The 20,386-nt window shown below is 46.2% G+C and carries 20 protein-coding genes; 18 read left to right on the forward strand and 2 right to left on the reverse strand.

The window, feature by feature from the left end:
* Window positions 1–278 precede the first annotated feature (278 nt).
* Window positions 279–533: a hypothetical protein gene (locus DY78_RS03620; RefSeq protein WP_024624973.1), complete on the reverse strand. Its 255-nt coding sequence runs from the start codon at window positions 531–533 to the stop codon at window positions 279–281.
* A gap of 135 nt (window positions 534–668) precedes the next feature.
* On the opposite strand from DY78_RS03620, the gene DY78_RS03625 reads away from it, so the two are divergent.
* From DY78_RS03625 to DY78_RS03670, 10 genes are all read left to right on the forward strand, one after another.
* Window positions 669–1,604 carry a nitronate monooxygenase gene (locus DY78_RS03625; protein ID WP_024624972.1) on the forward strand — a complete coding sequence of 312 codons (936 nt, stop codon included), beginning with the start codon at window positions 669–671 and terminating at the stop codon, window positions 1,602–1,604.
* A 107-nt stretch (window positions 1,605–1,711) separates the two neighbouring features.
* Window positions 1,712–2,065, forward strand: coding sequence for a VOC family protein (locus DY78_RS03630; RefSeq protein WP_029778997.1), 354 nt, complete (start codon window positions 1,712–1,714; stop codon window positions 2,063–2,065).
* A 147-nt stretch (window positions 2,066–2,212) separates the two neighbouring features.
* Window positions 2,213–2,869 carry a nitroreductase family protein gene (locus DY78_RS03635; protein WP_024624970.1) on the forward strand — a complete coding sequence of 219 codons (657 nt, stop codon included), beginning with the start codon at window positions 2,213–2,215 and terminating at the stop codon, window positions 2,867–2,869.
* A gap of 592 nt (window positions 2,870–3,461) precedes the next feature.
* A complete protein-coding gene (locus DY78_RS03640; protein WP_024624969.1) occupies window positions 3,462–4,271 on the forward strand; it encodes an HAD family hydrolase in 810 nt (269 codons plus the stop codon).
* Between the two features lie 2 nt (window positions 4,272–4,273).
* Entirely contained in the window at window positions 4,274–5,215 is a 942-nt protein-coding gene (locus DY78_RS03645; protein ID WP_024624968.1) for a LacI family DNA-binding transcriptional regulator, read from the forward strand.
* 219 nt (window positions 5,216–5,434) lie between these two features.
* Window positions 5,435–5,965 (forward strand): MarR family winged helix-turn-helix transcriptional regulator, encoded by a 531-nt coding sequence (locus DY78_RS03650; RefSeq protein ID WP_024624967.1) that lies wholly within the window; start codon window positions 5,435–5,437, stop codon window positions 5,963–5,965.
* 26 nt (window positions 5,966–5,991) lie between these two features.
* Window positions 5,992–7,755: an ABC transporter ATP-binding protein gene (locus DY78_RS03655; RefSeq protein ID WP_024624966.1), complete on the forward strand. Its 1,764-nt coding sequence runs from the start codon at window positions 5,992–5,994 to the stop codon at window positions 7,753–7,755.
* Window positions 7,756–8,121: 366 nt separating this feature from the next.
* The gene (locus DY78_RS03660; protein ID WP_024624965.1) at window positions 8,122–9,084 is read left to right on the forward strand and encodes a LacI family DNA-binding transcriptional regulator; all 963 of its coding nucleotides are present in this window, start codon (window positions 8,122–8,124) and stop codon (window positions 9,082–9,084) included.
* Window positions 9,085–9,164: 80 nt separating this feature from the next.
* On the forward strand, window positions 9,165–10,568 hold the full coding sequence (locus DY78_RS03665; protein ID WP_024624964.1) for a 6-phospho-beta-glucosidase: 1,404 nt from the start codon (window positions 9,165–9,167) through the stop codon (window positions 10,566–10,568).
* A gap of 80 nt (window positions 10,569–10,648) precedes the next feature.
* Window positions 10,649–10,951, forward strand: a complete 303-nt coding sequence (locus tag DY78_RS03670) for a winged helix-turn-helix transcriptional regulator (protein WP_024624963.1) — start codon at window positions 10,649–10,651, stop codon at window positions 10,949–10,951.
* A 47-nt stretch (window positions 10,952–10,998) separates the two neighbouring features.
* On the opposite strand, the gene DY78_RS03675 is transcribed toward DY78_RS03670, so the two are convergent.
* Entirely contained in the window at window positions 10,999–11,697 is a 699-nt protein-coding gene (locus DY78_RS03675) for an SGNH/GDSL hydrolase family protein (RefSeq protein ID WP_024624962.1), read from the reverse strand.
* A 185-nt stretch (window positions 11,698–11,882) separates the two neighbouring features.
* On the opposite strand from DY78_RS03675, the gene DY78_RS03680 reads away from it, so the two are divergent.
* The 8 genes from DY78_RS03680 (at window position 11,883) to DY78_RS16590 (ending at window position 20,372) form a co-directional block, all read left to right on the forward strand.
* Complete coding sequence (locus DY78_RS03680; protein ID WP_024624961.1) at window positions 11,883–12,788, forward strand: DMT family transporter; 906 nt, start codon at window positions 11,883–11,885, stop codon at window positions 12,786–12,788.
* A gap of 242 nt (window positions 12,789–13,030) precedes the next feature.
* Window positions 13,031–14,431: a subtype B tannase gene (locus DY78_RS03685; RefSeq protein WP_081754430.1), complete on the forward strand. Its 1,401-nt coding sequence runs from the start codon at window positions 13,031–13,033 to the stop codon at window positions 14,429–14,431.
* A 128-nt stretch (window positions 14,432–14,559) separates the two neighbouring features.
* Complete coding sequence (locus DY78_RS03690; protein ID WP_024624959.1) at window positions 14,560–16,176, forward strand: collagen binding domain-containing protein; 1,617 nt, start codon at window positions 14,560–14,562, stop codon at window positions 16,174–16,176.
* Between the two features lie 207 nt (window positions 16,177–16,383).
* Window positions 16,384–17,475, forward strand: coding sequence for a PTS sugar transporter subunit IIC (locus DY78_RS03695; RefSeq protein WP_024624958.1), 1,092 nt, complete (start codon window positions 16,384–16,386; stop codon window positions 17,473–17,475).
* 113 nt (window positions 17,476–17,588) lie between these two features.
* Window positions 17,589–17,882, forward strand: a complete 294-nt coding sequence (locus tag DY78_RS03700; RefSeq protein WP_024624957.1) for a bacteriocin immunity protein — start codon at window positions 17,589–17,591, stop codon at window positions 17,880–17,882.
* 308 nt (window positions 17,883–18,190) lie between these two features.
* On the forward strand, window positions 18,191–18,517 hold the full coding sequence (locus DY78_RS03705; protein ID WP_420805680.1) for an ArsR/SmtB family transcription factor: 327 nt from the start codon (window positions 18,191–18,193) through the stop codon (window positions 18,515–18,517).
* Window positions 18,507–19,124 (forward strand): cation efflux transmembrane domain-containing protein, encoded by a 618-nt coding sequence (locus DY78_RS03710; protein WP_024624955.1) that lies wholly within the window; start codon window positions 18,507–18,509, stop codon window positions 19,122–19,124. Before DY78_RS03705 ends, DY78_RS03710 begins: the two co-directional genes overlap by 11 nt.
* Window positions 19,125–20,186: 1,062 nt before the next feature.
* The gene (locus DY78_RS16590) at window positions 20,187–20,372 is read left to right on the forward strand and encodes a hypothetical protein (RefSeq protein ID WP_156404099.1); all 186 of its coding nucleotides are present in this window, start codon (window positions 20,187–20,189) and stop codon (window positions 20,370–20,372) included.
* The last annotated feature ends 14 nt before the right edge of the window (window positions 20,373–20,386 follow it).

Below are 20,386 nucleotides of genomic sequence, written 5' to 3' on the forward strand. Positions count from 1 at the left end.
CAGGTTATGCTGAACAATTTGTCCAAAAATTCGGATTAAATTTGCAATCTACCATACAACTTTAAGGTGATGGATTTGTTGAGCAATTGTCGAATATGCACTTGTCCGTAAACAGGAAATAATTTCAGCGGAGCCAGTTCGGGACGGTTTGCAAACGTGGCGGCAGACCGCGGTTTGGCTGGTGCCGTTCTCCACGACCGCTGTCCCGGACTGGCGGAGCGGCACTGTCGCAATTAAAAAAGTCGTTTCCAAGTTTAACGCTTGGAAACGACTTTTGATTAACTGGCCAGTAAGTGTTGTTGCTTACGGTTGAGTTGGATGGTTTTATAAGGCTTGAAATCGCCGGATTGCTCTGTTTGGTTGTCTTCAGCGAAGATGCTGACTTCGTGTTGCGGGACGCCGAGTTGGTAGACGTAGCGTTGGTGGTGCAATTCGACGCATAAACTAGTGGGACTGAAGGTTTGCCAATGTAGTGGTTGTGCTGGTAATAACTTGAGTTTCTGTAAATCTGACAACATTTCATTTGGGGTCATTTTTGACCACTCCTTCCAATTATTAATGGTAGTCGCTACCGTCAAATTTGTTAAATGATATGCAAGATAAAGCTTGTCAAAGTAGGAATGAAAGCGTAATTTTAAAGTAACGAAAATAGAACGGGAGTGATTTATATGAGTAATCGTGTCACCCAATTATTAGGCATTCAATATCCAATCATCCAAGGCGCCATGCAAAGTGTGGCCACCGCTAAATTAGCTGCGGCGGTTTCTAATGGTGGGGGCTTAGGCGTGATTGCGGCGGGGGGCTTAAGCGCTGATAAACTTCGTGAACAAATTCACGAATCGCGTGACTTAACCGATAAGCCGGTCGCCGTTAATTTGATGTTGATGGCGACTAATATCCCGGAATTATTACAGGTAATTTTAGCTGAAAAAGTACCTGTCGTGACGACCGGGGCGGGGACGCCGAAGTTGTTCATTGATGATCTCCACGCCGCGGGGATTAAAGTGATTCCGGTAGTGCCAAACGTCAAAATTGCTAAGAAGATGGTCGCAATTGGTGCTGATGCGGTCATTGCAGAAGGCATGGAAGGTGGCGGCCATATTGGGACCTTGACGTCGCAAGCCGTTTGGCCACAAATCGCTGATGCCATTGACGTGCCGTTGATTGCCGCTGGGGGTATTGCGGATGGTCGCGGTGTCGTTAGTGCTTTAGCCTTAGGGGCCGAAGCGGTCCAATGTGGCACGATTTTCTCAATTGCTAAAGAAAGTCCTGTTGGTGATAACTGGCGCCAAGCGGTGATTAACGCCGATGACACGAGTACCGTCGTAGTAGGTCAAAATGTGCGCGTGGCGAGTCGGGCGTTGAAAAATGCGGAAACTACGGCGTTGCTACAAGTTGAGGCGGACCAAGCTGACCGGGCCGCTTTCAATCAACGTTTAGATACGGCTCTGAATAAAGCCGTTCGTGAAGATGATGCTGAAAATGGCGTGATGTACAGTGGCCAAATTGCTGGTTTGATTAAAGCCTCTTTACCAGCCGCTGAAGTCGTCACTTATTTGATGGCGGATGCGCGCAAAGTTCAAGCAGCGATGGTGCAATTATAACCAGTAAATTAATTGTGGCAACCGGCCTTTTTTTACAAGACTTCTAAGCAGTCAAATACTTGCAAAACAAGTATAATCAGCACAAAAGCATTTAAGGAGTATTGCCGATGAAAAGTGTCCGTGTCATGTTATATGTGGAAGATGTCGATCAGTGTGTTCAGTTTTGGTTGGACTATGTAGATGCTAAAATTGCGGCCACGAGTACTTTACCAGATGGGTCGCAGAATGTGGTTTTGACTGTTGCACCTGAAGTTGAACTTTCCTTTTTTAGCAAGGAATTCATTAAAACCTTCTCGCCAGAAGTGGCTGAAAATGTCCCATCATTGATGTTTTTCACCGACCGTTTTCGGGATTTACATGCAAAGATTCCTAATGCTGGTGATATCAGCGACCAGCAAGGCACGTTAACGTTTAACTTTGCTGACCCGGAAGGCCATTACTTTGTGGTGGCCCAAGCTTGATTAGTAAAAATTGAGACGTTTATCCAGTGAAAAGCTGGTAGAACGTCTTTTTTTTGTTGATCAATAGTTTCGAGGACTAAATGTGAAAGCGTATACAAATTCGTGTATAATAAAGTTAACTTAGTAACATGAAGGGAAGTTTTTCGTATGGTACAAACTAACTTAGCAAAGCCAATGGTTAATAATGATTTCACCGATGTCGTTTTCAAACGGCAATCGGTGCGTAAATTCGACCCGAGTGTCACCATTGATCCGGAAGAATTACAAACGATGATCAGTGAAGCGACTAACGCGCCCTCCGCTTGCAACTTGCAATCGTGGCACTTTGTGGTCGTTAACAGTGATGCCGGTAAGGCCAAAGCCAAAGAAGTTTTGATGCCATTCAACTATCCACAATTGGATTCATGTTCCGCAATGATTTTCGTGCTCGGTGATACGAAGTCGCATGAAGTTTATCGCGACGTTTGGAATCAAGCTTGTGAAGATGGCCGCATTACCCCTGAAAAGCGCGATGAGATTTTCCAAACGTTCTTACCGTTATACGAAAAAGCGAGTCGTGAATTTTTAATTGGCGATGCCACCATTGACAGTAGTATGGTCGCCATGCAACTCATGTTAATTGCGCGGGCCCACGGCTATGATACGAATCCGATTGCCGGTTACGCCGCTGACAAAGTTGCGACGACCTTTGGGTTAGATGCTGAACGTTTCGTCCCAGTCGTCGCCTTAGCGATTGGGAAAGGCATCGAGGAACCCTTAGTAACGACGCGTTACGATGCCAAAACTTTGACTGACTTTATCTAAAAATGATGATTAAAAGACTGGAATTGCCGTTGGGTGTCAGCGATAATTCCAGGCGCCGTGGCGACCGGTTCGAGCCAAAAAGCGGTCTCGAACCTCACTTTGAAGCTTGACCCAACCCGTCAATCTCCAAAGATGTCGGTGCCGTAAGCTCGGCCCAAAAAATGCCGAGCTAACGCCACGTTCACGGCGACTTCCATTATCGCTGACACCCAACTAAAATGTGCTTAAAATCAAACAATAGACTCCGCTACAACGTATCAATGTAAGTAGCGGAGTCTATCTGTGTTTAACCTCAATTTAGCTGTCGGCTGGCCGTAATGGAATCGGCCATGCAGGTGGCGTTAACGGGATTGGGCTGTATCCCGTTTACACCACGGACGACTTTTGAGACTTGGTGTATAGGCTCAAAAGCGAATTTCAAGACCGCTTCTCAGGCTTGGACTGGTCCCCATGGCGGATGGAATTACGGTCAGCCGACAGCGGCAAGGCCAAGTCAGTTCGTCGAATAACAGCGATTAAAAACTAATGCTTGCCCTCGAACGCGTTCGAACAGGTATACTGGGATTAACATCAAACGGGAGCGAAATTTATTATGATTAAATACCTTTTTTCAGACTTAGACGGGACTTTATTAAATCCAGAAGGCGTTGTGAGTGCGACGAATGTGGCCGCGATTACGGCCAGTGACTTGCCGATGACCTTAGTGTCGGCCCGGGCGCCGATTGAAATGTTGGCACCAATTCAGGCGTTACATTTGAATGGCCCACAGATTGCCTTTAATGGTGGCTTAGTGTTCACTTATGAAAATGAACAGATTACGCCATTACAAATGCATCCACTAGAACAAAATCGGGCGCGGATGTTGCTGGAGTTTATTCAAACGAGTTTTCCCAAGGTCAGCTTGAGTTGTTACACGCAGGACCACTGGTATACCGAACACGTCGACCGCGGCGTCTTGGCCGAACAACAGTTGACCGGTCAACAACCAACCATTGCTAATTATGAGACGCTGTTGGCTGATGAAACGAATCGTTGCTTCAAAATCATGATTATGACGCTCGATACGGTCATGATTCAAAAATTGGCGGCGGACTTGAAGGCATTGAACTACGCTGACATTAGTGTGAAATTATCGGGGCAAACGTACTTGGAAATCACGAGTGACTTAGCGCAAAAGTCGAGTGGAATTGCGTTTATCAAAGATTATTACCACTTGCAAACGGCCGAAACGGCGGCCTTTGGTGACGGTGAAAATGATTTGCCGATGTTCAAATCTGTCGGCACTGCCATTGTCATGGCTAATGCGACGCCAGATATTCAACAAGTCGGTCACTGGGTCACTAAATCCAATGCGGACGATGGGGTGGCGTATGCCATTCAAAATTATGTAACGGAGGGGTAACGATGACGAATATTCGTGATATCGCGCGCTTGTCGGGGTACTCCGTGTCGACCGTGTCACGGGTCATTAACCGTCAAAATTACGTTTCTGAGGCGACGCGCACGGCGATTCAAAAAGTCGTCGATGAATTGGATTATGTGCCGAATGCGGTGGCCCGTGATTTAAGTCGGGGCCGGACGCAAAATGTGGGGGTCGTATTGCCACACTCCGACCACCCGTATTTTACCCAACTCGTGCATGGCATCATGCGCGCCGCCTTTGAAGCGAACTATCATGTCGTTTTGTTGCCATCCAAGTACGATGCGGCCTTGGAATTACAATATTTAGAAGATTTACGTCAGAAAGCTTATGATGCGTTGATATTCACGTCGCATGGCTTGCCATTAACGGAATTGAATCACTATCGGCGTTACGGGTCGATTGTCGTTTGTGAAAATCCACAAAGATGTCCGATCCCCGCTGCTTATGCGGAACGGCAGGCGACCTATGAAGCAGCCTTTAACCATTTGAAACAACGTGGCGCCAACCATATCGGGATTTTAGCTAGTCGTGACGTCGCGATTAGTGCCACGACGCAAGCGATGGTGCAAGCGTATCAAACGGTGTTCGGCCAGCCATTAGCGGCGGCGGCGATTTTTACCGGGGTGGCGACCCCGGCGGATGGCGACCGCGCCGGGCAGTATTTCTTGACGCAGATACCCACCGTGGATGCCGTCTTGACGAACGGCGACGATATTGCGGTGGGCATGTTACGCGCATATCGTCGCGCCGGCGTTAAACCGCCGTACTTGATTGGCCAAGAGCACCAACTGGCTGGAGAAGCGTTGAATTTACCCACGATTGATCACCATTTTGAGGAAGTGGGGGCCCGGGCATTTAAACTAGCAATTACCGGTCAAACTCAAAATGTGGCGATACCATCTGAATTTTTATTGCCAAAATAATTGGTTTGAAAGTGCGGTTTATCAGTATTCCGTACTTTTTTGTTGGCCAATAGTTAGAAAAATGGTTAGTTTTTGTTGTATTAAGCTAACTATCGTGCTAATATAATTGACGTTCCGAACAAGTCGTCGTTATTCCGAATTCAAATAGCGACATTTATCCAATAGTTAGCTTTTAATTTCAAAAGCTAACAATATTCTAAATAAAACGAGGTAATGATTATGACAACTAATAGTCGCGATTTATATCAAGCGTTTGGCAAATTGATGCAAAACCGGTATTTCATGATGGCCGTGGTGCATCAACATGATTTTATGGGGCATGGCGGTCCCAGTGGTAGCCGCGGTCAACTGCGGTTACTACAATTGTTGATGGATTCACCCGCTGGCTTAACTAACGCCGAAATTGCCGAGATTTTAGATATCCGGCCAAGCTCCGTCAGTGCCACCATTAACCGCTTGGAAGAAGCCGGGTTAGTGGAACGGATTCCAAGTGAGACGGACAAACGCGCTGTCATCGTGCGCTTGAGTGACAAAGGACGGCAAATGACCGATTCCCGTGACCAAGGTATCGACATGTTGACCGATAAGCTGTTTGGTTGTTTAACGGCCGATGAACAGGCGGAATTACAACGATTATTAGATAAGTTAAGTGAAAATGCCAGTGATATTGATTGGCAAGCAATGCGAAAGATGGGGCATGAAAGTGGCTGGCCTAACCATCATGGTGGTTTTGGCGGTCGCTGGTTTTAATTAAATTAGATTAGAGGCGTTAGGGTATGGAACGGAGAATTGAAGCACCAACTAATAAGCAAGCCAAACCGGGCAAGTTTGACCTGCAAGGATTTTTGAACTTGATTCGACAAACGAAGCCAAAATATTGGCAGTTATGGGTCGGCTTATTATTAGGCCTATTAGCAACGGGCGCGCAATTAGTCGTACCCAAGTTTGCGCAAACGTTGATCAATGGGTTTAGCCATGGCGTTAACACGGCATTACTTGGTGGCGTGATTGGGTTATTTTTACTGAGTGCAGTAATCAGTGCCGTCTCGGGTAGTTTACTCGGAATCTTTGGTGAAAATGTGGTCGCTAATTTGCGGACCACGTTATGGCACAAATTAGTCCGGTTACGCGTCAGCTATTTTGATGATGTTAAAACCGGTGAAATGACGTCACGGCTCGTCAATGACACGACGCAAATCAAAGATTTATTAGCGAACTCGTTTCCACAAATGGTAACCTCACTGATGCAACTCATTGGGGCGCTGGTGATTATGGCGTTCATGGATTGGAAGATGACGGCGATTATGTTCTTAGCCGTCCCACTGATGATGTTAGTCATGTTTCCAATCATGCGCTGGACGCGCGGCGTCGGTCATCAACGCCAAGATGCCTTAGCGAAGTTCAGTGGTACCGCGGATGAAACTTTGACCGAGATTCGGTTAGTGAAGTCCTCCAATGCCGAAAACTTTGAAACGGCTAACGGTGGCGACCAAATTCAAAAGTTGTATAAAATCGGGGTCAAAGAAGCGCTGTATGATTCGATTGCGGGTCCCGTAATGACCGCCAGTATGATGGCCTTGTTTGTTGGCGTCTTAGTTTACGCCGCCGCCCGAGTGGCTAGTGGGACGATGTCCATGGGGATGCTCGTTTCATTCCTGATGTACTTGTTCCAAATCATTGGACCAGCCGGGACGCTTGGTCAATTCTTCACCACGTTGTCTAAAGCCAATGGGTCAACTGAACGCGTGCGTGATTTATTAGCGGAACCTGAAGAACAATTGGAAGCCGGCGCGACGCAATCGGTTGCCGACCAGACTTTGGCGATGGAACATGTGGACTTCGCCTATGAAGACGGCCAACCAATCTTACACGATGTGAACTTTGAAGCCAAACCAAATACGGTCGTGGCCTTCGCGGGTCCTTCCGGTGGTGGTAAATCAACCGTGTTTGGGTTATTGGAACGCTATTATCAACCGCAAAGTGGCCAAGTAACGATTGGTGGGCAAAATGTCGCCGATTTGAGTTTAGCCGACTGGCGCTCACAAATTGGCTATGTCAGCCAAGATTCCGCCATCATGGCTGGGACGATTCGCGACAACTTAACGTATGGTTTAGCGGGGACGTTCACGGATGACGACTTGTGGCACGTCTTACAACTTGCTTCGGCTAACAAATTCGTCCGCGATATGCCGAATGGCCTAGATACCCAAGTCGGCGAACGCGGTGTTAAAGTCAGTGGTGGTCAACGCCAACGGTTGGCGATTGCCCGGGCATTCTTGCGTGATCCAAAGATTTTGATGTTAGACGAAGCAACCGCTAGTTTGGATTCCGAATCCGAAGCGATGGTGCAACAAGCCTTAGGTGAATTAATGAAAGGGCGGACCACTTTAGTGATTGCCCATCGCTTGAGTACGATTGTGGATGCCGATGACATTTATTTCATCGAACATGGGAGTGTCAGTGGGCACGGCACCCATCAAGAACTCATGGACCAATTACCGTTGTATCGTGATTATGTGAAGATTCAGTTTAAAGAATAGTAACTTGCTAAGCGAGTTTTCAGGACAATATCGGTCAATGGAACCAAATAAGCATAAAAAGGCTGCGAACGTTGGTCTCCAGCCGGCTAGCACGTTCACACTTGCTAGCCGGTTTCCGTGATACTATCACTCAATTGTACGGCTCGTCTAAAACACAACAAGTCCCGGTCATTAATGGTGGCCGGGACTTGTTGTGTTTAAAATTAAAATTATTCAGTTTAGCTGGAGTTACTGCTGACCGAAAGCGGCAAATATAAGTAAGTAGTCGATAGTTTGATTTCAGACCTTAGTCGTATCTGAATGATAGTTTTAATTTAGCTGTGCGGGGCGCTTTTTCGTATAATGGAGTAAAAGGGGGCGGATCAAATGGCGACGATTTTTGATATTGCGGCGTTAGCAGACACGTCGAAGTCGACGGTTTCCCGCGTGATTAGTGGGCATGGCTATGTAAGTAGCGATACGCGTAAACGGGTTTTAGCGGCGATGAAGACTTTAGATTACGTGCCGAATCAGCTAGCGCGCCAATTGAAAGCGCAACGCACTCAAACGATAGGTTTTTTGATGCATGAATATGCGCCAGTGGTGGGGGACTTCGTTAATTACTTTACCCAAGCGGCGCAGGCCAAACAGTATCGGGTGAATATTTATCAAACCGCCACCGCGACTGATGAGTTGGCGGTATTGAATCGGCTAATGACGCATGAAATCGATGCAGTGTTTATTTTGACGCGTTGTAATCCGTGGGACAAAATTATTCCGTATACTCGTTTTGGACCGATTGCGACGTGGCAACGGATTGATTCCGACAAAATTTATTCGTCATATTTGGACCATTATCCGTTATATCGGCAAATTTTAGATTATTTGGCGACTCAAGGTGTGACGAAAATTGGGCATGTTTTTAATGATCCCAAGGCCGTCAACACGCAAGCACGCTTACAAGCGCTGGTGGAATTTCAACAGGCGGCGCCGCAGATTGATAATTCGTGGCAATACTTTTACCAGTTCCAAGCCCAAGCTGGTCAACAAGCCGCCGAAACGTGGTTGACCACCCCGCAGCCCCCGTCAGCCGTGGTTATCTATGCGGACTTTGTGGCGGCCGAATTTATTGCCACCTTGCGCGCCCATGGCAAACGCGTGCCGGAAGACTGCCGCGTGTTTGGCTTTGATAATAGTGTCTTTAGCCAACTGATGGCAATTTCGACGGTGGATGCGCAGTTACCCAAACAAGCCCACAATGCCTTTACGTCCTTATATAACACGATTAATCAGACGACTGAACCATATCAAGAATTAACCCCTAAATTGATTTTTCGCGAAACTTGTTAAGTAAGCGCTTGACATGGGAACATTCCCACAGTTTATCCTAACCATGTTGATAAAGATAAAAATACATGGAGGGATTCATCATGACTCGTGAAGCGTTGAAATTAGTAACAATTGGTGGCGGTTCGAGCTATACGCCGGAATTAATTGAAGGTTATATCAAACGGCGCGACCAACTGCCAATTAAAGAAATTTGGCTGGTGGATATTCCGGCAGGTGAAGAAAAGCTCAATATTGTGGGGGCGATGGCTAAACGGATGGTCAAAGCGGCCGGACTCGATTGGCAGATTCACTTAACGTTAGACCGGCAAGCGGCGTTAAAAGACGCGGACTTTGTTTCAACGCAATTTCGGGTGGGCCGCTTGCCCGCACGCATTAAGGATGAACGGATTCCGAACTACTACGGTCTGATTGGGCAAGAAACGAATGGCGCCGGCGGGATTTTTAAAGCCTTTCGGACGGTGCCAGTCATTTTGGATATTGTGCATGATATGCAGACGCTGTGTCCGAACGCGTGGCTGATTAATTTCACTAATCCGAGTGGCATGATCACTGAAGCCATTAAGACTTATGGGCATTGGGATAAAGTGATTGGTTTGTGCAATGTTCCCGTGATGGCGATGTTGAGTGAACCGGAATTAATTGGGAAGACTTTAGATGATTTAACTTATAAATTCGCCGGGATTGACCATTTTCACTGGCACCGCGTTTGGGATAATACCGGGCAAGAAGTCACGATGCAAATTATTGATAAATTATTTGGCGATGACGATGCGGGCTTGCCGACCAACATTTTTGATGTGCCATTCTTCAAAGACCAATTGGCCAATATGAAAATGATTCCGTGTGGCTATCACCGTTACTATTACCGGCAAGAAGAAATGTTGAAACACGGCCTTGAAGAATACGCTAATCCTGAAGGGACGCGGGCACAACAAGTGACGCGGATTGAAGAAGAACTATTTGATTTGTATAAGGATCCTAATCTGGACTATAAACCAAAACAACTGGCTGAACGGGGCGGGGCGCATTATTCGGATGCGGCTTGTGAAGCGATTGCGTCCATCTATCAAGATAAAAAGACGCATATGGTCGTTTCAACGCTAAATCAAGGCAGTGTGCCAGACTTGCCTAGTGACCATGTCGTCGAAGTATCGGCGCAAGTTGGGGCGGCCGGCGCCGTACCAATGGCTTTTGGTCACTTCCAACCGGCTGAACGGGGCTGGATTCAATTGATGAAGAACATGGAATTAGTGATTGTAGAAGCCGCGGCTACGGGTAATTATGGCTTGGCGTTACAAGCATTCACGATGAATCCCTTGATTCCAGCAGGTGCGACCGCGAAGCATGTCTTAGATGAAATGCTCGTGGCCCATCAAAAATACTTGCCACAATTTGCGACGAAGATTAAAGAATTGAACGCGGCCGGGCTAACGGTCCAAGATCCCATTGCGGCCGAATTAACGGAAAAGCCCGCTTTAGCTTAATCGCGAACTTATCAGTCGCAATTTTTACGCCAACCACTTAAAATTGGAGTTACGATTTTAGCGTGAAAGGGAACTTCATTATGGCAGTACGCGACATTAGTATGGGCACTAAAGTAGGGTTGGAATTAGTGACTGATAAGTGGAACGCATTAACGCTGAGCCACTTAACCGCCACCCCGACTGGTTTCATGACGTTACGGCGACAAGTTCGCGGCATTTCAACGTTGCGATTGTTGACTGTTTTGGCAAAATTGACCCAGTTAGATCTGGTCATTTCGACGGATGAATACGAATACGGCTTAACCGCTGAAGGGTTGAAGCTCCAAACGGGCTTGGCTAATTTGGAAGCTTGGGGTAATCAAGTGATTACGGAGATGCAATAAAAAAGAAGTTGGGTAGTTTTGAATGAAAAACTACCCAACTTCTTTTTTTATTCGCCGTACTTAGCCATGACTTGGCCGACTGTCGACGTATATTCGCGTTCGCCTAAACTGTTGGGATGTAGGTTATCACTCACAAACCAATCGTTATTATCTTGGCTGACGTATAGCCAGTCCACTAAATGAACATTGCTGTACTTTTTGGCAGCGGCGGCAATCAATTTATTGTTGCTGTCTTGCCAGTCCTTGTCGGGTACGCGGGTGTTGACCCAGAAGATTTCATGATTACTCCCGATTTGGTCGATGATGCCATCAATGGTTGCGGCATCAGTCGGACCGTTCGTCCCCAAGTTAATTAAGACGTTTTTTTGAATGGCGTTATCAGCCTTTAATTGGCTAATGATTGCGGGTGCGGCTGAAACTTGGCGGCCAACTTTGGCGTTGACGTTAAAACTGCCAAAAACTTGTTTTAAGTCCGTGGTCGTCCGGACCATGATGGAATCGCCCACGCCGGTAACTTTTAACTTGCTTAGTGCCTTGATTTCAGTCTTGGATAGTTGATACTTTTGTCCCAAATCAGTGTTAGCGACGTTGCGCGTTGCCCCCTTAGTTTGGGCATGACCGGTAAACATTTCGGTAATCGTTGTTGCTTGTTTTTTTAATGTCGGTGTCGGAATTAATAGCGCGCCGCCAATGAAGACGACGGCGAAAATCCCGAGGAGCCAGTAAACTAATTTTTGATGACGCATAGAACGTTTCCCTCCCCGTATGGGTATAAGATTAGCTTAGTCGACTGAACCTGTCAATTGCCGTCGCGCATGAGTTGGGTAGAAACGTGGTTGGAGAATGAAAACGCTTTTTGTAATTTGAATTAATAATCCCCATTGGCAAGCGGAATTAGACTTGTTAGACTGGACGAAAAGGGGGCGTTGACATGTCGAAAAAGACCTTGGGACTAATTTTGGCAAGTGCCGGACCATTATTATGGGGAACTTCGGGGACGGTGGCCCAACATTTATTCGATACGACGACGATTTCACCGCTCTGGCTAGTATCGTTGCGGATGTTAGTTTCAGGCGCTTTACTGATTATGTACGGGTTGTTACGGGGGACACCAGTTTTTACAGTCTTCCATCAACCACGGGCAACTATCAAATTAGTCGCGTTTAGTATTTTAGGAATGGCCTCCGTCCAACTGACTTACTTTATGGCCATTAGTGCGGGGAATGCGGCCACGGCCGCCATCTTGCAATTCTTATCACCAGTGATCATTATTATTTATTTATCCCTATTACATTTTAGTTGGCCAAGTAAACTGGATGTCATCTCGGTGGTTTCAGCGGTGATTGGGACGGTCCTCATCGTGATGCAAGGCCATTTGAATACGTTAGCGTTACCGGTAGCGGCCATCATTTGGGGCTTGTTAGCGGCCGTGGGAGCGACCGTCTATACCTTGATGCCACCCAAACTCTTACGCACATATGGGTCGATTGCCATCGTAGGGTGGTCGATGTTGATTGGTGGGGTATTAGTCGCCATCTTTACGCAGGCGTGGCGGCATTTTCCACACTTGACTGGCGGCGCTTGGCTTGAAGTTGCTTTTGTGGTGGTCTTCGGGACGATGTTAGCTTACTTATTCTTTCTACAAAGCTTGGAACATATCTTACCAACAACGGCCAGTGTCTTAGGTGCGGTGGAACCGTTGTCGGCGACGATTTTGAGTGTGCTATTTTTAAATGTTAGCTTTAATTTTTATGGGATTTTAGGGGCCGTCATGATTGTCGGCGTCACGATTCTGCAATTTATTGGCGCTAAGAGTGCTAGTTTTGAACAATCATAAAAACAAGCGTGGTCTACCAGGCGGTTAATTTGCGGCACAAATTGCCTGGTAGACCACGTTTCGGCCATGAAAATAGTGAAAACTGAATGGGCCCTGATAAAATTTACCTTTATCAGGCGCCCATTTTTTTGAGGGCCCAAGCACTTCATTATGACAAAAATGAATAATAGCGTGCCAAATAAGATTTGATACGCCGTGGGAATCCATTTACAGTTAAGATAAAGAAAATTGGAGGGACCTTTATGACCCAACTCGAATTCGATACAGCCCAATTTCAACCGCAATTGGTGACTTTGGACGGACAAACGGTGCGTTACCAAGCCGCCTGCGATATTCCGTATGTTGCACAGCCGGTGGATGATATCCAACAACTGAATATATTTGTACCGGCAGCTTATTTTGAAGGTGGCACGCTTAATGGCTATACCGCTGCTACCGCCCCAATCTTTATGCCTAATACCGTGGGCGGGTACATGCCGGGACCGCGCGATTATCCGGGTAATCAACAGCAGCCAACGAATAGCAAAACATTAATTCAAGCGCTACGGCGCGGTTACGTGGTCGTTTCGGCGGGCTTGCGCGGTTGGTCCCAACAAAATGCCGCGGGGGACTTTATTGGTAAAGCCCCAGCGTTCATTGTTGATATGAAGGCGGCCATTCGCTATGTCAAAGCTAATCAAGGACGTTTCCCGGGAAATACTGACCGGATTATTACTAATGGGACGAGTGCAGGTGGCGCCACTTCCGCGTTAGTCGGTGCTAGCGGTAACGCCAAATTCTTTGAACCGGCACTTGCAAAACTCGGGGCCGCCCAAGCGACTGATGATATTTTTGCCGTTTCTGCGTACTGTCCCATCCATAATTTGGAACATGCGGATATGGCTTACGAATGGGAATTCAACGGCATCAATGATTGGCATCGCTATAAGATGGATTTCAGTGGTGCTCAGCCGAAGTTTACGCCGTGGGCCGGGACGTTAACGGCGGCCCAACAAGCCCAGTCAGCGGTACTCAAAGCGCAATTTGCCACTTACTTGAATAGTCTACAATTGACGGATACTGCCGGAGCGCAATTGACCTTGGATGCGGATGGTAACGGGTCGTTTCGCGAATTAGTTCGACAAACGGTGATGGCCTCGGCGCAAACAGCGTTAGATCAGGGCGTGGATATTCATAAGTACGCTGGTTTTGAGGTTAACGCGGGCCGGGTGACCGACTTGGATTTAACCGCGTATTTTGTATCAATTACCCGGATGAAAGCTGTGCCCGCCTTTGATGAATTGGACCTCAGCAGTCCGGAAACAAAACTATTTGGCGATGCGCAAACACCGGCGAAGCACTTCACGACCTTTGCGTCGGAACATTCAACCGTTCCAGCCAAACTGGCTAGTTACGAGCTAGTAACCAATGTGAATCCGGTCACGTACTTATTACATGATCAGAGCACGCGCGCCAAACATTGGCGGGTCCGCCATGGAGCTGCCGACCGGGACACTAGTTTTGCGATTCCACTAATTTTAGTGACGTTGTTGCAAAATCGGGGATTAGATGTTGATTTTACCTTGCCATGGGACACGCCGCACAGTGGCGACTATGATTTAGGCGAACTTTTTACTTGGATTGATCAATTGTGTCAACCTTAATAATCGTAGCAGCAGCCAATTAGGTTGCTGTTTTTTTAATGGCGAAATAAGTCGTTTCTTTCACAAAATCCATTGAAAAGTAGGGTGTAGTGTATACTTTGCTTGGATATGTGATAGGAGGGGTATTTTTGAAACATGACAAGCAAATTAGGTTGTGGTTGCTTGGCTTAGTTAGTTTAGTGGCGGTACTATTTTTCAGTTGGACCACGCCTGCCCAGGCGGCGACTAACCATAATGCCAGCGAGTTTACAACTTCGGCATCCGTGCTAAACGGTCCCGATTTTAAGCATGCGGATACAATCAATATTCAATATGAAATGGATTTTGGGAGTACCGCGTTACATGACGGTGATACGATAACTATCGACTTACCAGAAAACTTAAAGGCTAAGACGGTCGGCGATAAATTTGATGTCTTAGACGAAAATGAGGTTAAGATTGGTGAAGCCGTGGTGACGTCTGACAGTCAAGTTGTCATTACGATGAACGATGCTTTGGAAGGTAAAACTAATGACAAATTGATGGTCAACTTAACGGCCAAGTATCGTTATGAGGATACTGGCGAAAAAGATGTCGTTTTCAATTTACAAAACGGTGAAACGAGTACTTTGCAAATCAACATCGTGGCTAACGAAGCTAACTTGTCTAAAAAAGGCACGTTGCAAAACGACGGCACGATTAAGTGGACAATTTTGGTTAACCGAAACGAACTGACTATGTCAAATGTCAAAGTGACCGACACGATTGGTGACTATCAATCAATGATTGAAGGCGTTGAAGTTTATAACGGCGAATGGTCGACTAAAACGACATACAAACGTCGGGACAAAATTAGTGATGACGCCTATCAAATCACTTATAACGAAAATGGCTTTAATATGAAATTCAATGATTCAATCAGTAACATGATTGTCATTGATTACTACACGAAGATTACTGATACTAGTCTGATTGATAGTGGCTATATTTTCCGGAATAAAGCCAATATGACTTGGGGCGGTAATGGTAGTGGTGGTAGCAATTCAGAAAATGCCAACGGTAAAGTTTCTTCAACGACTGGTAATAGCGGTTCTGGGACCGGGGATGTTGATTCATCCAGTTCGAGTTCTTCTAGTTCGTCGAGCTCAAGTTCTAGCAGCAGTAGTTCCAGCTCATCAAGTTCAAGTAGCAGCGTTGACAGTTCGAGTTCATCGAGTTCTAGCAGCAGTGTAGATAGTTCTAGTTCGTCAAGCTCCAGTAGCAGTGTTGATAGCTCCAGTTCATCGAGTTCTAGCAGCAGTGTTGACAGCTCCAGTTCATCCAGCACTACGCCGGAAACACCTGACGTTACTGAACCAGATGACCCAGGTGACAATACTTCGGTAAACCCAGATGTTGATGAAGATACTGGGACAATTGATATTGATGGTGGTTTTGACAACAACTACAATAACAATTCCAGCTCAAGTACTAGTTCAAGTTCTAGCAGCTTGAGTAGCTCAGTGACGGCCGCGTTATCGAACACCAGCAGTTCTAGTGCTGCGGCAACGACTAACACGACTAGTTCACAACCTGACACCAAGAAGTCCAGCGCCAAGACCACGACTGAATCAGCCGATGCCACGACGCCGGTTGCCGGGACAACTAGTAAGAAATTGCCACAAACCAATGAATCCGCAAGTGACAGTCATGCTCTAGTGTCCGTAGGGATTTTAGTGGGCGTGTTGACCTTAGGTGGTAGCGCGTTAATTCGGCACTGGTTTTAAACAATCACATTAAGCTTTAGTTTAGAAAGGTTTACCTTACGAGGTAAGCCTTTTTTGTTGGCCGGACTTAATTAAATGAAGTGATATCGCTTCCATGAAAAAATAAGGTCAATACCCGTTGACAGTTGCTGGGAAGCATGATTAAATAATAGACATTCTCACATAGTTTTAATGTAATTCTCATTAATTAAAAATGGAGGCATACATATGGAAGCAACTTCTTCGGCTACGGCCACACATAAAATGACGACGAAAGATTACGTTTATCAAGTATCCGCCGGCGTCTCCAATGCTATTTTAGTTTGTTTAGGGATTGGATTGTTGTTACAATCGTTTGCTAATTTTTTACATTGGCAAGCGTTATATCAAGTCGGGGCAATCGCACAAGTTTTACTCGGACCCGCGTTCGGAGTGGCGATTGCTACCATGCTACATAGCAATACCTTAGTAACTTTTAGTGCCATGATTTCCTCCACGATTGGGGCGAACGCCGTTTACTTTTCACAATCAGCTACCGGTGGGGTGACGGCGACTGGCCATACGCTAGCCCAAGCGGCGTCGAGTACCATCTTCACCACTGGCCAACCAATCTCCGCCGTCGCCGCGGGATTAGTTGCCGTCTTAGTGGGCAATTACTTAACTGGCAAAACGCCACTTGATATGATGTTAGTGCCATTAGCGGCCACGTTCATTGGTACGGTCGCCGGGTTAGGATTAGCGGCAGTGACCACGCCGGCACTCGTGTGGTTGAGCAAGTTTATCGCGACTTCGATGAAAGTTAATCCATTATTAGGCTCGATGGCCGTTTCCTTAGCGTGGGCCTTGTTCTTAATGACGCCAGCCTCTTCAGCGGCTTTAGCCGTGGCTGTCATGCTTGACCCGGTATCTTCAGGGGCGGCGTTAATCGGGACCACCGCTCAATTCGTCGGCTTTACGGTAATGTCCTTTCGTCAAAATAATATTGGCGCTAACATTGCCCAAGGAATTATTACCCCGAAAGTGCAATTTCCTAATTTATTAGTCAATCCACGATTGGCGATTCCACCAATGGTCGCGGCGATTGTATCGGCCCCGATTGCGACGATTGTGTTTAACTTTTCCACGACATACAAGCTCGCGGGGTTAGGCTTAAATTCGTTAATTGCGCCGATTACGTTAGCGACGACTAATCCGCAAAGTTTCCTTGTTTATATGGCGGTCGGGGTGGCGTTGCCAGCGGCGATTTCACTCGTGTTATATCGGGTCTTGTTAGCGGCACACTGGGTTAAATCACAACAACTTCAATTGGAAATCGTTTAGGACCATGAGCGTTACGAGTGTCAATCGTAACGCTTTTTTTAGGTTTTCATTTTGTTTTAAAGCTTGGTATACTGGGAATAAGTGCGACATCGCAGTATGCGGGGGTAATATTTATGCGAAGTGAAGCTAAAGGAATTGTGCGGGCACTATACGATGATTTGTCACAAGCACCGGTGGCGGGAACTGCCGACATTATGGAAGTGTTGGGTAAAGTCATGCAGCGGCTTAATGATCCCGACCAGTCCGAAGTGAAAATTATTAACCGGTTAGCCGGGTATATTGCCTTTACCGTATTTACTAATAAGATTCGGTTTACTAAGACGCAAAATTTGTTAGTCAGTCAGCTGATGAGCGCGGCGGATAATGGGTTATATCAAGGTAACTATGGCGATAAGTCGTGGTTTTAGTAAGTAAGCCAACATATCCGAACTCAAATCATGGCGCTAGCGACCGGCAGTAGTTATGATTATCATCAGGAAGGTGATTTGTATGAAAGCTAAACCATTGATGAAGACGTTAGTTACTGCGGGCACGCTCATGGCGGCCATGGGGACCATCTACCAAGTTGCCAAACGAATCAAACACGCGTAATTAAAAACGGAATCAGCAGCGATGCTGGTTCCGTTTTTTTACACTGAAACGTTCATTAAGGTTGTCGTTTACGTTGAACACCACATATGTTAATATCAACATATGAAAGGAGCAACATATGAAAATGACATCAATCAACTTAATTGATACCGAACACACGCAAGAGATGCAGCGGATTTTTAAGCTCCTCAGCAATCCGACGCGGTTACAAGTGCTGTATGTTTTAGAACAACAAGAGTTAAATGTGAGTGAACTCAGCGAATTATTGCAAGTCGAACAATCCGTCGTATCGCATCAACTGGCAGCGTTGCGGCAATACCAACTAGTCCGAGTACATAAGGTCGGTAAGGCCAGTTACTACCGGCTGGACGATCCACATATTTTAGATGTGATTAATGAAACGTTGGCCCATGCGGACCACGTCTTACGGGGGATGCCACATGGAAAATAAAGCAAAATTAGTGCAACGCAGCATGCATACGGAGTACTTTTCAACGGGATGGATGGCGTTTGAATTTTTAGTCGGTTTAACGGCCGGTTTACAAGCTGGTTCCATCTTATTGATTGCGTTTGGTTTGGATAGCTTTTTGGAAATTATTGCGGGGGGCACGTTAATTTGGCGATTACGCAAAGAAGCCAATGGCGCCTCCACGGAAGTTATCGAACGCGCCGAACGCCGCTCATCATTAGTTGTTGGGACGGTCTTATTAGGCCTGTCAGTATATGTGACGGCCGTATCGGTGTATAATTTGGCCACCCATCAACAGGCGGATGAAAGTACGATGGGGATGGCGATTGCAGTGGCTTCAGTAATCTTGATGCCGCTACTGACCTTACGCAAACGCCATTTAGGCCAAGCGTTACATTCACCAGCTTTAATTGAAGATGGTATGTGCAATATTACGTGTGCCTATATGGCCGGGACGGTGCTAGTAGGGGCCGTATTGACCGCATTGTTTAACTGGTGGTGGGCGGATTCAGTTGCCGCATTAGTACTAGTCTACTTTATCGCCAGCGAAGGCTGGGAAGCTTTCCAAGCGGGCCGCGGTCGCGAGTAACGCATAAAAATTTAGACGGTTAACGGACTTAGTGTCAGTTAACCGTCTTTTTTGTACGATGAATAATAGTATTAATTTGCAATCTACCTTATTACGTTATGCGTGATAGGTCTCTTTTTAATAACAGCGGTATTCTATGATCAGTTCCTTTCAATCTTGGTAGTGATACTTTCAAAAATCATGGGTTATTAGTTAGCGTTATAGGTCCGATAGCCAGTTTGTTCGTGATGAAGTAGCTAGATGGGATAGTCGGTAACTGGTGAAATCCACTAGAAGACGAGATTATTGGCAGACAAATCTTCGTGCAGAACTGACACTGGTGTCTGGAAAATCTTTATTTCATCGGGTGCTAGCTAAAGTGTTTTGATGGCGATGATGAGTATGTCAGGGTGTTATTTAATCTTTATCGTTAATTTTGGAACGTACTATTGAACACGTTTCAAGCACGCCGAGAGACACAATCGACGGAATAGTTTCAATGATATTCTTTGTTTTAACTGTATTTTAAAGCTGATGAAGCGTTTTTACGGACCTCTCTTCATCAGTTTTTTTTGTGTGGACAAAAATAAATTTTTCAAGTAAAAAGCAAGATAACTTAAAGTTGCCTGTGGATAAGTTTAGGTATATTCGAGTTATCAACCAATATTTGGTGATAAAACGGCAAGTTATGCACAAAAACTGTGAATTGGTTGGGGATAAGTGGATAGGTTATCCACTAAATTTAGTGATTATGATTATTTAAGGGAAGAATCGGTGCGAAGGGCGATATTTATCCACTGTTTTTGGAGAAGTGTGTGACCGCTATCAATTTAGCCTGCTTATTTGAAACGTGTTCGGTGTGCCAGCGTCTTCCGCTTAGCGGGTATTGCTAACAACTCGGAAGCCCAACGAGTCATTGGCAACACCAGCCAATACTCAGAAGCTAAGTGGCAAGCCTCACACACTGTTATTCTTTTGGAAATTAAGCTTAATATCAAAATAGCTGCCGCTACAACAGCGTACTCACGCATCTGGCGGCAGCTATTTATAATTGAGCATCAATTTAGCTGTCGACTGACCGTAATGGAATCCGCCATGCAGGTGGCGTTAACGGGACTGGGCTTTGTCGCGTTTACACCACGGACGACTTTTGAGACTGGTATTTTAGGCTCAAAAGCGAGGTTCAAGACGTTCCTCAGGCTTGGACCGGTCCCCTTGGCGGATGGAATTACGGTCAGTCGGCAGCGGCAAATAACTATTATTCTTTAATGGAATAACACACC

This window comes from Lactiplantibacillus fabifermentans DSM 21115 (genome assembly GCF_000498955.2).
Classification (GTDB): Bacteria; Bacillota; Bacilli; order Lactobacillales; family Lactobacillaceae; genus Lactiplantibacillus; species Lactiplantibacillus fabifermentans.

What these genes read in the sequence shown, in the direction of transcription:
- DY78_RS03620 (WP_024624973.1), bottom strand. Translation starts at nt 533, where the DNA reads ATGACCCCAAATGAAATGTTGTCAGATTTACAGAAACTCAAGTTATTA.
- DY78_RS03625 (WP_024624972.1), top strand. Translation starts at nt 669, where the DNA reads ATGAGTAATCGTGTCACCCAATTATTAGGCATTCAATATCCAATCATC.
- DY78_RS03630 (WP_029778997.1), top strand. Translation starts at nt 1,712, where the DNA reads ATGAAAAGTGTCCGTGTCATGTTATATGTGGAAGATGTCGATCAGTGT.
- DY78_RS03635 (WP_024624970.1), top strand. Translation starts at nt 2,213, where the DNA reads ATGGTACAAACTAACTTAGCAAAGCCAATGGTTAATAATGATTTCACC.
- DY78_RS03640 (WP_024624969.1), top strand. Translation starts at nt 3,462, where the DNA reads ATGATTAAATACCTTTTTTCAGACTTAGACGGGACTTTATTAAATCCA.
- DY78_RS03645 (WP_024624968.1), top strand. Translation starts at nt 4,274, where the DNA reads ATGACGAATATTCGTGATATCGCGCGCTTGTCGGGGTACTCCGTGTCG.
- DY78_RS03650 (WP_024624967.1), top strand. Translation starts at nt 5,435, where the DNA reads ATGACAACTAATAGTCGCGATTTATATCAAGCGTTTGGCAAATTGATG.
- DY78_RS03655 (WP_024624966.1), top strand. Translation starts at nt 5,992, where the DNA reads ATGGAACGGAGAATTGAAGCACCAACTAATAAGCAAGCCAAACCGGGC.
- DY78_RS03660 (WP_024624965.1), top strand. Translation starts at nt 8,122, where the DNA reads ATGGCGACGATTTTTGATATTGCGGCGTTAGCAGACACGTCGAAGTCG.
- DY78_RS03665 (WP_024624964.1), top strand. Translation starts at nt 9,165, where the DNA reads ATGACTCGTGAAGCGTTGAAATTAGTAACAATTGGTGGCGGTTCGAGC.
- DY78_RS03670 (WP_024624963.1), top strand. Translation starts at nt 10,649, where the DNA reads ATGGCAGTACGCGACATTAGTATGGGCACTAAAGTAGGGTTGGAATTA.
- DY78_RS03675 (WP_024624962.1), bottom strand. Translation starts at nt 11,697, where the DNA reads ATGCGTCATCAAAAATTAGTTTACTGGCTCCTCGGGATTTTCGCCGTC.
- DY78_RS03680 (WP_024624961.1), top strand. Translation starts at nt 11,883, where the DNA reads ATGTCGAAAAAGACCTTGGGACTAATTTTGGCAAGTGCCGGACCATTA.
- DY78_RS03685 (WP_081754430.1), top strand. Translation starts at nt 13,031, where the DNA reads ATGACCCAACTCGAATTCGATACAGCCCAATTTCAACCGCAATTGGTG.
- DY78_RS03695 (WP_024624958.1), top strand. Translation starts at nt 16,384, where the DNA reads ATGGAAGCAACTTCTTCGGCTACGGCCACACATAAAATGACGACGAAA.
- DY78_RS03700 (WP_024624957.1), top strand. Translation starts at nt 17,589, where the DNA reads ATGCGAAGTGAAGCTAAAGGAATTGTGCGGGCACTATACGATGATTTG.
- DY78_RS03705 (WP_420805680.1), top strand. Translation starts at nt 18,191, where the DNA reads ATGACATCAATCAACTTAATTGATACCGAACACACGCAAGAGATGCAG.
- DY78_RS03710 (WP_024624955.1), top strand. Translation starts at nt 18,507, where the DNA reads ATGGAAAATAAAGCAAAATTAGTGCAACGCAGCATGCATACGGAGTAC.
- DY78_RS16590 (WP_156404099.1), top strand. Translation starts at nt 20,187, where the DNA reads ATGGAATCCGCCATGCAGGTGGCGTTAACGGGACTGGGCTTTGTCGCG.